Annotated in this window: 15 protein-coding genes; 9 read left to right on the top strand and 6 right to left on the bottom strand. The window is 65.4% G+C overall.

From position 1 onward, the window contains the following. The first annotated feature begins 32 nt into the window (after positions 1–32). The 8 genes from BMZ19_RS07765 (at position 33) to BMZ19_RS07800 (ending at position 7,238) form a co-directional block, all read left to right on the top strand. Positions 33–1,775, top strand: coding sequence for a bifunctional protein tyrosine phosphatase family protein/NAD(P)/FAD-dependent oxidoreductase (locus BMZ19_RS07765; RefSeq protein WP_090309361.1), 1,743 nt, complete (start codon positions 33–35; stop codon positions 1,773–1,775). Next, complete coding sequence (locus tag BMZ19_RS07770; RefSeq protein ID WP_090309364.1) at positions 1,775–3,589, top strand: SulP family inorganic anion transporter; 1,815 nt, start codon at positions 1,775–1,777, stop codon at positions 3,587–3,589. The genes BMZ19_RS07765 and BMZ19_RS07770 overlap by 1 nt, the downstream gene beginning before the upstream one ends. Next, positions 3,573–3,953 (top strand): rhodanese-like domain-containing protein, encoded by a 381-nt coding sequence (locus BMZ19_RS07775; RefSeq protein WP_090309367.1) that lies wholly within the window; start codon positions 3,573–3,575, stop codon positions 3,951–3,953. The genes BMZ19_RS07770 and BMZ19_RS07775 overlap by 17 nt, the downstream gene beginning before the upstream one ends. A gap of 80 nt (positions 3,954–4,033) precedes the next feature. Beyond that, a complete protein-coding gene (locus BMZ19_RS07780) occupies positions 4,034–4,222 on the top strand; it encodes a YgaP family membrane protein (protein ID WP_090309370.1) in 189 nt (62 codons plus the stop codon). A 31-nt stretch (positions 4,223–4,253) separates the two neighbouring features. Further along, entirely contained in the window at positions 4,254–5,381 is a 1,128-nt protein-coding gene (locus BMZ19_RS07785) for a glutaredoxin family protein (protein WP_139214645.1), read from the top strand. Positions 5,382–5,405: 24 nt separating this feature from the next. Then, on the top strand, positions 5,406–5,588 hold the full coding sequence (locus tag BMZ19_RS22350; RefSeq protein WP_090309373.1) for a hypothetical protein: 183 nt from the start codon (positions 5,406–5,408) through the stop codon (positions 5,586–5,588). A 162-nt stretch (positions 5,589–5,750) separates the two neighbouring features. Then, on the top strand, positions 5,751–6,281 hold the full coding sequence (locus tag BMZ19_RS07795) for a hypothetical protein (protein WP_090309377.1): 531 nt from the start codon (positions 5,751–5,753) through the stop codon (positions 6,279–6,281). A 462-nt stretch (positions 6,282–6,743) separates the two neighbouring features. Further along, positions 6,744–7,238, top strand: a complete 495-nt coding sequence (locus BMZ19_RS07800) for a Dps family protein (protein WP_090309380.1) — start codon at positions 6,744–6,746, stop codon at positions 7,236–7,238. Between the two features lie 163 nt (positions 7,239–7,401). Here BMZ19_RS07800 and BMZ19_RS07805 read toward each other — a convergent pair whose 3' ends face one another. Further along, positions 7,402–7,737 (bottom strand): hypothetical protein, encoded by a 336-nt coding sequence (locus BMZ19_RS07805; RefSeq protein ID WP_139214646.1) that lies wholly within the window; start codon positions 7,735–7,737, stop codon positions 7,402–7,404. A 427-nt stretch (positions 7,738–8,164) separates the two neighbouring features. Here BMZ19_RS07805 and katG point away from each other — a divergent pair, with 427 nt between their 5' ends. Next, positions 8,165–10,339 (top strand): catalase/peroxidase HPI, encoded by a 2,175-nt coding sequence (gene katG, locus BMZ19_RS07810; RefSeq protein WP_090309385.1) that lies wholly within the window; start codon positions 8,165–8,167, stop codon positions 10,337–10,339. 183 nt (positions 10,340–10,522) lie between these two features. Here katG and BMZ19_RS07815 read toward each other — a convergent pair whose 3' ends face one another. The 5 genes from BMZ19_RS07815 to cydB all read right to left on the bottom strand — a co-directional run bounded on the left by BMZ19_RS07815 (position 10,523) and on the right by cydB (position 14,155). Further along, on the bottom strand, positions 10,523–10,759 hold the full coding sequence (locus tag BMZ19_RS07815; RefSeq protein ID WP_090309388.1) for a hypothetical protein: 237 nt from the start codon (positions 10,757–10,759) through the stop codon (positions 10,523–10,525). A gap of 147 nt (positions 10,760–10,906) precedes the next feature. Then, on the bottom strand, positions 10,907–12,463 hold the full coding sequence (gene ahpF, locus BMZ19_RS07820) for an alkyl hydroperoxide reductase subunit F (protein ID WP_090309391.1): 1,557 nt from the start codon (positions 12,461–12,463) through the stop codon (positions 10,907–10,909). A gap of 133 nt (positions 12,464–12,596) precedes the next feature. Beyond that, the gene (locus tag BMZ19_RS07825; protein WP_090309394.1) at positions 12,597–12,890 is read right to left on the bottom strand and encodes a cyd operon YbgE family protein; all 294 of its coding nucleotides are present in this window, start codon (positions 12,888–12,890) and stop codon (positions 12,597–12,599) included. Further along, positions 12,880–12,996: a cytochrome bd-I oxidase subunit CydX gene (cydX, locus tag BMZ19_RS07830; RefSeq protein ID WP_090309398.1), complete on the bottom strand. Its 117-nt coding sequence runs from the start codon at positions 12,994–12,996 to the stop codon at positions 12,880–12,882. Before cydX ends, BMZ19_RS07825 begins: the two co-directional genes overlap by 11 nt. 16 nt (positions 12,997–13,012) lie before the next feature. Further along, positions 13,013–14,155, bottom strand: a complete 1,143-nt coding sequence (gene cydB, locus BMZ19_RS07835) for a cytochrome d ubiquinol oxidase subunit II (RefSeq protein ID WP_090309400.1) — start codon at positions 14,153–14,155, stop codon at positions 13,013–13,015. Position 14,156 lies beyond the last annotated feature (1 nt).

Raw genomic sequence — 14,156 nt, forward strand, 5'->3', positions numbered from 1 at the left:
TCGGCCCAGGCAACCCTGAGGAGAACAACAAGATGCAACCGATCAAGCGTCTCACCCCGTTCATCGCCGTGGCTGGCCAGCTGGAACCCGCGGACATGGGCACGCTGGCCGCCAGCGGCTTTCGCTGCGTGATCAACAACCGTCCGGAAAACGAAGGCGAAGGCCAGCCGAGCAGCGCCGAAATGCGCACCGCCGCCGAAGCCTCCGGCCTGGAGTACCACGACCTGCCGGTGATTTCCGGCAAGATCACCGACCAGGACGTCATTGCCTTCCGCGAGTTGCTCGACCAGGTGAAGGGCCCGGTGCTAGCCTTCTGCCGCACCGGCACCCGCTCCACCACCCTGTGGGCGCTGGCCGAGGCCCATCACCTCGATCCCGAGGCGCTGCTGGCCACCGCCAAGGAGGCCGGCTACGACCTTGCCGCCCTGCAGCCGCGCCTCGAGCAGCGCTGGCAGACCCTGCCCAACCAGCCCCAGCCGGTGGCCGCCTACGCGCACACGCCGCGCTACGATGTGCTGGTTATCGGTGGCGGCGCCGCCGGCTGCGCAGTCACCGCCAGCCTGCTCAAGCGCGACCCGGGTCTGCGCATCGCCATCGTCGAGCCGCGCGACCAGCACTACTACCAGCCCGGCTGGACCCTGGTCGGTGCCGGGGTGTTCGACCGCGCGCGCACCGAGCGCGCCATGGCCCGCTGCATCCCCAGCAAGGCGCAGTGGATCCGCGCCGCCGCCAGCGCCTTCGAGCCGGAGCAGCAGCAGGTGGTGCTGGAAGACGGCAGCCGCCTCGGCTACCGCGCCCTGATCGTCTGCCCCGGCCTGACCCTAAACTGGGACGCCATCGAGGGCGCCCGGGAAACCCTCGGCAAGAACGGCGTGACCAGCAACTACGTGTTCGAGCTGGCGCCCTACACCTGGCAGCAGGTACAGGGTCTGCGCAGCGGACGGGCGCTGTTCACCCAGCCGCCGATGCCGATCAAATGCGCCGGCGCGCCGCAGAAGGCCATGTACCTGTCCTGCGACCACTGGCTGCGGCAGGGTGTGCTGCCCAGCATCCAGGTGGACTTCTGCTCGGCCGGCGCGGTGCTGTTCGGCGTTGCCGACTTCGTGCCGCCACTGATGAAGTACGTCGAGCGCTACGGCGCCCACCTCAACTTCAACGAGACCCTGGTCAAGGTCGACGGCGAGGCGCACAAGGCCTGGTTCAAGGTCGCCGGGGCCGACGGCACGACCAGCACGGTGGAGCGCGAGTTCGATCTCCTACACTTGGTGCCGCCGCAGCGCGCCCCGGACTTCGTCCGCAACAGCCCGCTGGCCAACTCCGACGGCTGGGTCGAGGCCGATCACGAAACCCTGCGCCACCCGCGCTACGGCAACATCTTCAGCCTCGGCGACGTCTGCGCCGCGCCCAACGCCAAGACCGCCGCGGCGGTGCGCAAGCAGGCGCCGGTGGTGGCCGAGAACGTGCTCAGCGTGCTCGGCGGGCGTGGCCTGCGGGCGATCTACGATGGCTACGGCTCCTGCCCGCTGACCGTCGAGCGCGGCAAGGTGATCCTCGCCGAGTTCGGCTATGGCGGCAAACTGCTGCCCACCTTCCCCCTCGACCCACGGGTGCCGCGTCGCCTGGCCTGGGAGCTGAAGACCAAGTGGATGCCGAGCATCTACTTCGACCTGATGCTCAAGGGCCACGAGTGGATGGCCGAACCCAAGCACCTGGACTTCGAGCCGCGCCCGGTGGAATCCCCCGCCGCCTGTGACTTCACCCAGGAGAAGAAGTAATGAGAGAGCGGCTCGCCCGCTACCTGCCTTGCCTGGAATGGGCACGGCAGTACGACCGCGAGGCCGCCGGCAAGGACGGCCTCGCGGCAGTGATCGTGACCCTGATGCTGATCCCGCAGAGCCTGGCCTACGCCATGCTCGCCGGGCTGCCGCCGGTCACCGGCCTGTACGCCAGCATCCTGCCGCTGCTGGCCTACACCCTGTTCGGCACCAGCCGAGCCCTGGCGGTCGGCCCGGTGGCGGTGGTCTCGCTGATGACCGCCGCCGCGCTGGGGCCGCTGTTCGCCGCCGGCAGCGCCGAATATGCCGGCGCCGCCCTGCTGCTGGCCATGCTCTCCGGCGCCATGCTGCTGCTGATGGCGGTGCTGCGCCTGGGCTTTCTCGCCAACTTCCTCAGCCATCCGGTGATCTCCGGCTTCATCAGCGCCTCGGGCATCCTCATCGCCCTCGGCCAGCTCAAGCACATCCTCGGCATTCAGGCCTCCGGCGAGCACGCCATCGAGCTGCTCCAAGGCCTGCTGCTCGGCCTGCCCGCCACCCACCTGCCGACCTTGGCCATCGGAGGCAGCAGCTTGGTATTCCTGTTTCTGGTGCGCAACAAGCTCAGCGGCTGGCTGCAGGCCGCGGGCTTCACCCCGCGCCTGGCCGGCAACCTGTCTAAGGCTGGTCCGGTGGTCGCCCTGCTGGCATCGGTACTGGCGGTCAGCCTGCTCGGCCTCGCCGATGCCGGCGTGCGCGTGGTTGGCGCCGTACCTACCGGGCTGCCGGCGTTCAGCCTGCCGCCGCTGGACCTGGGACTGGCCACCCAGCTGCTGCCGGCCGCCCTGCTGATCAGCCTGATCGGCTTCGTCGAATCGGTGTCGGTGGCGCAGACCCTCGCCGCCAAGCGTCGCCAGCGCATCGAGCCCAACCAGGAGCTGATCGCCCTCGGCAGCGCCAACGTGGCGGCAGCCCTGAGCGGCGGCTTCCCCGTCACCGGCGGCTTCGCCCGCTCGGTGGTCAACTTCGATGCCGGCGCGCAGACGCCGCTGGCCGGCGCGCTGACCGCAGTGGGCATCGCCATCACCGTGCTGTTCTTCACCCCACTGTTCCACAACCTGCCGCAGGCGGTGCTGGCCGCCACCATCATCGTCGCCGTACTCAGCCTGGTCGATCTGGGCGCATTGAAGCGCACCTGGCGCTACTCCCGACAGGATGCCGCCGCCATGGTCGCCACCATGCTCGGCGTGCTGCTGGTCGGCGTCGAGGCCGGCATCCTGCTCGGCGTCGGCCTGTCGCTGCTGCTGTTCCTCTGGCGCACCAGCCAGCCGCACATGGCGGTGGTCGGCCAGCTGCCGGGCAGCGAGCACTTTCGCAACATCGAGCGCTTCGCCGTGGTGGAAAGCCCGAAGGTCCTGTCGGTGCGCGTCGACGAGAGCCTGTACTTCCCCAATGCGCGTTACCTGGAGGACCACATTGCCGCACTGGTCAGCCAGCATCCAGAGGTCGAGCACCTGGTGCTGATGTGCCCGGCGGTCAACCTGATCGACGCCAGCGCCCTGGAGAGCCTGGAAGCGATCAGCGTGCGCCTCAAGGTCGGTGGTATCCAGCTGCACCTCTCGGAAGTGAAGGGCCCGGTGATGGATCGCCTGCGCCAGTCCGACTTCCTCGAGCATTTCGGCGGCAAGGTGTTCATCAGCCAGTTCGAAGCGCTGGCCGAACTCGATCCGCAGACCACCCATCACGCCCTGAGCCTGCGCCGCCACGGCCTCGCCGGCAGCCCTCTCCCCCTCAAACCCACAGTGCAGGAAAGCGACAGTGAAAAGCGCCCATGATCTAGTGGCCGAAGCCAAGGCCCGCATCCAAGAAATCGACCTCGATGCCACCGACGCCGCGATCCGCGACGCCGACGTGCTGCTCGACGTGCGTGAGGCCGACGAATTCCACGCCGGACACATCCCCGGCGCGGTGAGCATCCCCCGCGGCCTGCTGGAGTTCAAGCTCAGCAACACTCCGGAGCTGACCTCTCGCGATCTCAACATCGTCCTGTACTGCAAGACCAGCGGCCGCGCCGCGCTGGCCGCCTGCGCCCTGCACGACATGGGCTACCTGCAGGTGCAGTCGATCGCGGGCGGCTTCGACGCCTGGAGCGCAGCCGGCAAGACGGTGGTCACGCCGAGCCTGCCGGTATTCGACTGAACAGCCCTCACAACGCAGATGGATTGGCAAGGGCTGTGCCCGCAGGCACGACCCGTAGATCACCGAAGAGGAGCAACACCATGCAAACGAACGTTGGCGGCATCGACAAGATCATCCGCATCGTGGTCGGCATCGCCCTGATCGTCTGGGCCATCGCCGGCGGCCCGGTCTGGGCCTGGATCGGCGTCCTGCCGCTGGCCACCGGCCTGCTCGGCTGGTGCCCGGCCTACAGCCTGCTCGGCATCAAGACCTGCCCGATGAAGAAGTAGGGCTGCACTCCTGCGTCAAGCTACAGCAGGGATGGCCAGCCGACTCTGCGCGCTGCTCATCCTGCTGCTGATGCAGCCCATCGCAGCATCAGCAGTAGAGTCCCCTACAGCACCAGCCACGTCGCCGGTGCTCAAGGTCTTCGTCCGCGACGGCTGCCTGCACTGCGCCGCCGCCAAGGCTTGGCTCGCCGATCTGGCGGCCGAGCGCCCTGAGTTGCGCATCGTGCTGCGTCCGGTGGACCGCGATGCCAGAGCGCGCGCCGACCTGCTGCGTATCTCCCGCCAGGCCGGCTACTGGCCGCCAGGCGTACCGACCTTCGTGATTGGCGACCGCGTGCTGGTGGGCTTCGACGACACCGAGCACAGCGGCGCACAACTGCTCGCCTTGCTCGCTGACGGCCAGCCTGCAATCACCAGCGTCCAGAGCGGGCTGTTCGGCACCCTCAGCGTGGAGCGCCTCGGCCTGCCGCTGTTCACCCTCGCCCTTGGCCTGCTCGACGGCTTCAACCCCTGCGCCATGTGGGTGCTGCTGTTCCTGCTCTCGCTGCTGGTCCACCTGCGCGACCGCACGCGCATGGCGCTGATCGCCGGCACCTTCGTGCTGATCAGCGGCGCGGTCTACTACGCCTTCATGGCCGCCTGGCTCAACCTGTTCCTGCTGGTCGGGCTGTCGACCCTATTGGCCTGGGCGCTGAGCGCGGCTGCCATCGCCATCGGCGTGGTCAACCTGCGCGACGGACTGCGCCCGAATGGCGACTTTAGCCTGTCGATCCCGGCTGCCGCCAAGCCCGGTCTGTACGCACGCATGCGTGCCATCCTCCAGGCCGACAGTCTCCTGCCAGCACTCGCCGGCGTGGCGGCCTTGGCGGTGATGGTCAACTTCATCGAGCTGCTCTGCACCGCCCGCCTGCCGGCGCTGTACACCGCGGTACTCACCCGGCAGGGGCTGACTACCCTCGCCCACTACGCCTACCTTGGCCTGTACATCCTCGGCTACATCGCCGACGACGCGCTGATGGTCGCCACCGCGGTGATCGCCCTGAGCAGTCGCAAGCTGTCGACACGGGCCGGGCGCGGGCTGAAGATCCTCAGCGGCTTGGTCATGCTGGCTCTGGGCGTGGTCATGCTGCTGCGCCCGCAATGGCTGTTGCAGGGGTGAGGCCGGCGCCTGGGCAACAAGACCATGCGCAACGGCTTCTGCATCGGCGACCGCTCCAACGAGGCGTTCTGCCAGTCCTGCCACGTCGGCTATGGCTGGAAGGACGCCAGCTTCGACTTTCGCGCAAGCGCTGGCTGCTCGAAGTGGCGCAAGGCGAGCAGTTCGGAAATGTACGCAGGCTCGTGCCTGGCGAACCAGGCATCGTAACGCTCGTGATGCGTCTCGAAAGGGGCTGCGTTGGACATCCGCCGAGACCTCCATGGTTGCGGCATTGCGACGGCTGGGCCATAACACCGTTCATTTCACGGTTTAGCGATTAGACTGAATGTTGCTCTCCTTACCTTATAAGTATAGGCAGGACTCCCCCCCATGAAAGAGCAACTGGTGGAGCTGATCACCCTGATCAGCTCGGGCTGCATGCGTGACGAAGACATCCAGCGGATTGCCGGCGAGGCCGCCCTGGCCTATGCCGATCCGCCGGCCTTCCTCGCCACCAATCCGGACTCCGGCTACGACGACAGCCTGAGCATCCCGCTGGGCGAATGGGTGGTGGTCTGCAGCCTGCCGGATAATGTGCTGATCCAGGCCAGCCAGGCCGACGAATTGTTCCAACAGGTACTCGCCTCATTCGGTGCGCCGGTGCCTCTGACTCTGAAGGCCCGGGACGATCTGCTCAGCGCCCTGGAGCACATCCAGGTACAGCTGAGCAGCCTGTACCCGGAGAAAGAGGGCTATGTACTGGTCGACTTCAGCGAACCGATGGAGGACGAACTGCAGATGGTGCTGGTCTACTCCGTGGATCTGCCCCGGGTGCTGGATCTGTCGGCGCAGATCGGCATCTACGCTGCACCGGCCTACGAGAGTCGCTTGATCGTGGGCGGCGACGGCGAGGACGGCTGAGCCGTTGCGGATGCCCTTTCGTAAAAACCCTCCGCTCTGATCCAGAACAAGGGAATGCATCGGCCCGCTCGGGATAATCAATGTGAGCCGAGAGAAGAACGACCAAGGAAGCCCCCCGAGGAAGATGCTGACCGCCAGCCTGCTCTGCGCCGCCAACGTCTGTGACAGCGCGCCCAGCAACGAGCCCTTCCTTTAGGCGTAGAACAACGAAACCCCGTAACACAAGCCGTTCGATTGAAATTGCGGACGTCCCTTGCCGGGGTAGCCCGAGCCGGTTACAAATGAGAAGGCATCTCGGCACTGGAGCTGTCGTGACTGTCGGAGCAACTCCGCGCAATGGAGAGGCGGCGCTGGCCGCCACCAGCGAGCTGTCTTGACCTGCTGCACATACATGCGCGGGAGCGCCGATGGTATTGGATACCACTTTGGGCTAGAACCAGCCCAGTTGATAAGGAACGCCCCATGGCTACCAAGAAAGTTAAAGCGCAGAACATCGATATCGGCATCAGCGCCGGTGATCGCGAAAAAATCGTCCAGGGCCTGTCCGGACTGCTGGCCGATAGTTACACCCTCTATCTGATGACCCACAACTTCCACTGGAACGTGACCGGCCCGCAGTTCAACAGTCTGCACACGATGTTCATGACCCAGTACACCGAGCAGTGGAACGCCCTAGACATGATCGCCGAGCGTGTCCGTGCCCTTGGCTACCCGGCGCCGGGCACCTACAAGGAGTTCGTCAAGCTGGCCTCGATCAAGGAAGTGGAAGGCGTACCAAAAGCGACCGACATGATCCGCCATCTGGTCGAAGCCCAGGAAGCCACCGCCCGCACCGCGCGCAAGCTGTTCCCGGTGGTCGACGCGGCCAACGATCAGCCGACCGCCGACCTGCTCACCCAGCGCCTGGAAGTGCACGAAAAGACCGCTTGGATGCTGCGCAGCCTGCTCGAGGAGTAAGCGCTCGTCTTGCAATGGAGCTGCCATGAGCTCCATTGCGGGAGCACCCATTCGGGTTAATGTGCGGATCAATGCCCGTCAGGCTCACCTAGCTGGGCGACGGCGAAGACGGTTGAACCGCCGCACGTGCGCCCGACCCACGCCAGGCGCACGTCGGCGGCCCTCAGTAGTTGTAATCGTTGGCGGTGGTCAGCTCGCGCAGTTCGCCATAGTGGACGGCGTCACTGAACAACAGCGCACCACTCACCTCTGTGGGCAGAGCGTCGGCAGGACAGAAGCCGTCGTTGCAGGCCACATCGACCACCCAACAGCCACGGATGAAGTTCACCGCGTAGCCATCCCGGCCCAGCGCCGCCTCGGCTCGCTGCAACGCCTCGTGCAAGTCGTTGGCGCCGACATAGACATTCAGCTGGGCACTGACGAACTCCTCGGCCAAGGGGTTGGTCGAGTGCGGCGTGATCTCGGCACCCACGCAGAACAGATGTTTCTTCATTGTCATCGTTGTCCTCCTCGCAGACTTCATCTGTCGCCGGCCCGCCAGACGGCAGCCGGGAAGAACATCATTGCAAGCATGGCACATGGGCCAGACAGCAGACGCCATTTTCAGCAAGGCGCTGCGTCTCAGGACGAAAGGGGCTTGGATCAGTGCCGACATACCGCCATGGCCGCTGCCCTCCTCGACATGCCTGCCCCAGTGGTCAGCCCAAGCCATTCGAGTGATAAATCGCGGCCCGGCACCTGGGCAATTTTGCCTATCGGGCAGATAAATTTAATCCATGCCCTTTTTGGCTATGCTCCGGCACGACTGGGCTATAAAGGTTAGGACTGTTTCGAGCAGCCCACACGGAACCGTACCCACCCTCTGCCGGGGGTATGTCGCAAGATGCGCCAATTTTCAGGCTACGAAGACATGATCGGAGACGGATATGAGTGAGAACAATATGAAGACTGCCGGCAAGTGCCCGGTGATGCACGGCGCCAATTCGGCCACCGGCAACTCGAGCATGGATTGGTGGCCGAATGCCCTCAACCTGGACATCCTCCACCAGCACGACAGCAAGACCAACCCGCTGGGCAAGGCCTTCAACTATCGGGAAGAGGTCAAGAAGCTCGACGTCGCCGCGCTCAAGAAGGACCTGCAGGCGCTGATGACCGACAGCCAGGAATGGTGGCCGGCCGACTGGGGCCACTACGGCGGACTGATGATCCGCATGGCCTGGCACGCCGCCGGCTCCTATCGCGTGGCCGACGGCCGTGGTGGTGCCGGTACTGGTAACCAGCGCTTCGCGCCGCTGAATTCCTGGCCGGATAACGCCAACCTGGACAAGGCGCGTCGTCTGCTCTGGCCGATCAAGAAGAAGTACGGCAACAAGCTCAGCTGGGCCGACCTGATCGTCCTCGCTGGCAACATGGCCTACGAGTCGATGGGCCTGAAGACCTTCGGCTTCGGCTTCGGCCGTGAGGACATCTGGAGTCCGGAGAAGGACATCTACTGGGGCTCGGAGAAGGAATGGCTGGCGCCCACCGAGAACCCCAACAGCCGCTACTCTGGCGAGCGCGATCTGGAGAACCCGCTGGCCGCGGTGATGATGGGCCTGATCTACGTCAACCCGCAGGGCGTCGACGGCCAGCCCGATCCGCTCAAGACCGCCAAGGACGTGCGCGAGACCTTCGCGCGCATGGCGATGAACGACGAGGAAACCGTAGCCCTGACCGCCGGCGGCCACACCGTGGGCAAGGCGCATGGCAACGGCGACGCCGCGCTGCTCGGCCCGGAACCGGAAGCGGCAGACGTCGAGGAGCAAGGCCTTGGCTGGAACAACAAGACCAAGCGCGGCGTCGGTCGCGACACCGTGACCAGCGGCCTGGAAGGCGCCTGGACCACCAATCCGACCCAGTGGGACTACGGCTACTTCGACATGCTGCTCAACCACGAGTGGGAACAGAAGCTGAGCCCGGCCGGCGCCCATCAGTGGGAACCGATCGACATCAAGGAAGAGGACAAGCCGGTCGGTTCCGAGGATGCCTCGGTTCGCTACAACCCGATGATGACCGACGCCGACATGGCGATGAAGATGGACCCGGAGTACCGCAAGATCTCCGAGCGCTTCCAAAAGGACCCGGCAGCCTTCGAGGATGCGTTCGCCCGTGCCTGGTTCAAGCTGATCCACCGCGACATGGGACCCAAGGTGCGCTACCTCGGCCCGGATGTACCGCAGGAAGATCTTCTCTGGCAGGACCCGGTGCCGGCCGGTCGCAGTGACTACGATGTCGCCGCCGTGAAGGCGAAGATCGCTGCCAGCGGCCTGTCCGTGAGCGAGATGGTCAACACCGCCTGGGACAGCGCACGGACTTTCCGCGGCTCCGACATGCGTGGTGGCGCCAACGGTGCGCGCATCCGGCTGGCTCCGCAGAAGGACTGGGAAGGCAACGAGCCGGCGCGTCTGGCCAAGGTGCTGGCGGTATACGAGAAAATCGCTGCGGAGACCGGTGCCAGCGTGGCCGACGTCATCGTGCTGGCCGGCAACCTCGGCGTCGAGCAGGCGGCCAAGGCCGCGGGCTTCGACATCAGCGTCCCGTTCGCGCCGGGGCGTGGCGATGCGACCGACGCGATGACCGACGCCGCCTCCTTCGAGGTGCTGGAGCCGGTCCATGACGCCTATCGCAACTGGCTGAAGAAGGACTACAAGGTCAGCGCCGAGGAGCTGATGCTCGACCGTACCCAGCTGATGGGCCTGACCGCCCACGAGATGACCGTGCTGGTCGGCGGCATGCGCGTGCTGGGCACCAACCATGGCGGCAGCAAGCATGGCGTGTTCACCGATCGGGTCGGTGCGCTGAGCAACGACTTCTTCGTCAACCTCACCGACATGGCCAATACCTGGAAGCCGACCGGCAACAACCTGTACGAGATCCGCGACCGCAAGACCGACCTGGTCAAGTGGACCGCAACTCGCGTGGATCTGGTGTTCGGCTCCAACTCGGTGCTGCGTGCCTACGCTGAGGTCTATGCCCAGGACGACAACCAGGAGAAGTTCGTCAAGGACTTCGTCGCCGCCTGGACCAAGGTGATGAACGCCGACCGCTTCGATCTGGCCTGACGCCAGCCACACATCCCCCCGCAGCGTCCGCGCTGCGGGGGGATTTTTGTTTGCACGGTTTCTTTCCCTTGCGCCGCGTCCCCCTTTTCCCAGCCCTCTCCCTCCCGCGGGATTGAGCACAGTGCCTGCCAGCTGAGCCGCGTGCCCTCGGCTATCTGCAGGCCGGCACGGCGGAGTGGCCCTTCAGGTTATGCTCGGCTGCAGTGCCCGTGCGTAGTAGAACAGGAACAGGTTGTGCAGCAGCTCCTTGAGCACCGACGGCTCGCTGCTGGTGAGGCTGGCCAGGTCGAGGTCGCCCTGCTCCTGCAGTTCGGCGATGGCCTGCGGGCCGAACTGGGCGCAGACTCGGCCGCTGTCGCGGTCGAGGATACGCAGCCAGGGTTGCGGGCGATCCAGCCAGGCATCGATCAGAAAGGTCATGGCAGCACTCCTGTTAGGAAATCTCATTTGAGATTAGTTCCTATTTAAGGCTTAGCCAAGCCCCTTCATCGATTTCGAACACAAAAAAACGCCCGCCGCGGATCACTCCGCGGCGGGCGTTGCTACTAGTTGCTAGTGGAGGGCTGATCAGCCTTGGCGGATCAGGTGGTCGAAGGCGCTCAGCGAGGCCTTGGCACCTTCGCCAACGGCGATGACGATCTGCTTGTAGGGCACAGTGGTCACGTCGCCGGCAGCGAACACGCCGGGGACGCTGGTCTGGCCCCTGGCATCCACCACGATCTCGCCGAAGCGGCTCAGTTCGAGGGTGCCCTTGAGCCAGTCGCTGTTGGGCAGCAGGCCGATCTGCACGAAGATGCCTTCCAGTTCGATGGTGTGCACCTCGTCGTGGTGGCGATCCTTGTAGATCAGGCCGGTGACCTTCTGGCCGTCGCCCTTCACCTCGGTGGTCTGCGCCATGGTGATGACGGTGACGTTGGACAGGCTGCGCAGCTTGTTCTGCAGCACCGCGTCGGCACGCAGGTGCTCGCCGAACTCCAGCAGGGTGACGTGGGCGACGATGCCGGCCAGGTCGATGGCCGCCTCGACGCCGGAGTTGCCGCCGCCGATCACCGCCACGCGCTTGCCCTTGAACAGCGGACCGTCACAGTGCGGGCAGTAGGCCACGCCGCGGCCGCGGTATTCCTGCTCGCCCGGTACGTTCATCTCGCGCCAGCGGGCGCCGGTGGCAAGGATCACGGTCTTCGCCTGCAGCTCGCCGCCGTTGTCGAATTGCACGGTGTGCAGGCCGTCCTCGGTTTCGGCCGGAATCAGCTTGCTGGCGCGCTGCAGGTTCATGATGTCGACCTCGTACTGGCGCACGTGCTCTTCCAGGGCGCGGGCCAGTTTCGGGCCTTCGGTTTCCTGCACCGAGATGAAGTTCTCGATGGCCATGGTATCCAGCACCTGGCCGCCGAAGCGCTCGGCGGCGACACCGGTGCGGATACCCTTGCGCGCGGCGTAGATGGCGGCGGAAGCGCCGGCCGGGCCGCCACCGACCACCAGCACGTCGAAGGCGGTCCTGGCGTTGAGTTTTTCGGCGTCACGGGCACCGCTGCCAGTGTCCAGCTTGGCGAGGATCTCCTCGATGTCCATGCGGCCCGAACCAAAGGGCTCGCCGTTGAGGTAGATGCTCGGCACCGCCATGATCTGGCGCTGGTTCACTTCGTCCTGGAACAGCGCGCCGTCGATGGCCACGTGCTTGATGTTGGGGTTGAGCACCGCCATCAGGTTCAGCGCCTGCACCACGTCCGGGCAGTTGTGGCAGGACAACGAGAAGTAGGTTTCGAAGCTGAATTCGCCTTCGATGCCCTTGATCTGCGCGATCACCTCGTCGGAGACCTTCGGCGGATAGCCGCCGACCTGCAGCAGGGCCAGCACCAGCGAGGTGAACTCGTGGCCCATGGGCAGACCCGCGAAGCGCACGCCGACTTCCTGGCCGTCGCGGCGGAAGCTGAACGACGGTACGCGGGCATCGCTGCCGGCGGTGCTCAGGGTGATCTTATCGCTCAGGGCATTGATATCCTCGAGCAGGGCAAGCATTTCCCGCGACTTGGCGCCGTCATCCAGGGACGCGACGATCTCGAACGGCAGGGTGACTTTCTCGAGGTAGGCCTTCAACTGGGTTTTCAGGTTGGCGTCCAACATAGTGACGTTATCCTCTGGATCAGAATTCGGGGTGGAAAGTTGATGGAGAGAATCCTACGCCGCACCGCAGATCGCTCACAGTTGATTGATTCAAGCCTGCTGATTTGTTTTATCTATCACTCGACATCCGCATTCAGCCGCGGGCCTGCCACAAGATTCCATAGCCCAGTCCCATCAGCAGCCAGCCGCCCAGCGGATGGAACGCGGTGCGCCACAGCCGGCTGTAGGGGTCGAAGCCGACACCATGGATGAAGCCGCTGGAGATGCCCCACATCACCAGCATCAGCAGACCGTGGCTGTAGCCGCCCTCGGCGTCGAGCATGGCGGCGGGATGGATCAGCAGCACCAGCGCCAGCGGCGTGGCCAGCAGCAGGGAGACAACGCGGCTGGGGCCGCGCCGTAACCAGGGACGTGCCTCAGTCGTCACCCACCGTCTCCTCGTCGAGGTTCTGGGTGGTTTCCAGCCACAGCGCGTTGACGATGCCAAAGCTGCAGGCCAGCAGTACGCCGAGAATCCAGGTGAAGTACCACATGTGTCGTTCTCCTTGGTCAGTACAACCCGTGGGGGTTGCTCTCGATGGTCTGGTTGGTCACTCGGCCCCACATGCGGGTGTAGCACCACAGGGTGTAGAGCAGGATCAGCGGCACGAAGATCCCCGCCACCACCAGCATGATGCCCAGGGTCTTGTAGCTGGACACCGCGTCCCACATGGTCAGGCTCGACGCCGGGTCGAGGCTCGACGGGAACACAAAGGGGAACAGCGCAAAGCCCGCGGTGCAGATCGTGCCGACGATGGCCAGGCTGCTGCCGAGGAAAGCCACGCCGCCACGATTGAACAGTGCGCCGAGCAGCGCCAGCAGGCCGCCGGCCAGCCCCGCCAGCGGGGCGATGCGGGTCCATGGATACTGGGCGTAGTTGGCCAGCCAGCCGCTGTTGTCCAGACTGACCTGCTTGTTGAGCGGGTTGAGCGCTGCGCCCAGATCGCTGAAGCCACCGACTAGACTGAAGCCCTGGATGCCCAGCGCCAGCCAGGCCCCGGCCCCGGCGAAGGCGAGCAGGAACACCAGTGCGCACAGCTGGGTCGCCTTGCGCGAGCGCTGGTGCAGCTCTGCGTCGGTACGCATCATCAGCCAGGCGCCGCCATGGGCGCACAGCATGCTCAGGCTGACCACCCCGGCGAGCAGGGCGAAGGGATGCAGCAAAGCGAAGAACGAGCCCTCGTAGGTGGAGCGCATCAGCTCGTCGAGGCGGAACGGCAGGCCAAGGAACAGGTTGCCGAAGGCCACGCCGAACAGCAGCGCAGGTGCCGCGCCGCCGACGAACAGCGCCCAGTCCCAGGCGCTGCGCCACTGCTGGTTCTCCAGCTTGCTGCGGTAGTCGAAGCCGACCGGGCGGCAGAACAGCGCGAACAGCACCAGCAACATCGCCCAGTACAGTCCGGAGAAGGCCACCGCATAGACCATCGGCCAGGCGGCGAACAGCGCGCCGCCGGCGGTGATGAACCACACCTGGTTGCCGTCCCAGTGCGGGGCGATGGTATTGATCGCCGCGCGGCGCTCGTTGTCGGTCTTGCCGACGAAGGGCATCAGCGCCATGGCTCCCATGTCGAAGCCGTCGGTGAGGGCGAAGCCGATCAGCAGCACGCCGATCAACACCCACCACACCAGTTTCAGGGTTTCATAGTCGAACATG

Origin of the sequence: Pseudomonas linyingensis (assembly GCF_900109175.1) — a bacterium.
GTDB lineage: Bacteria > Pseudomonadota > Gammaproteobacteria > Pseudomonadales > Pseudomonadaceae > Geopseudomonas > Geopseudomonas linyingensis.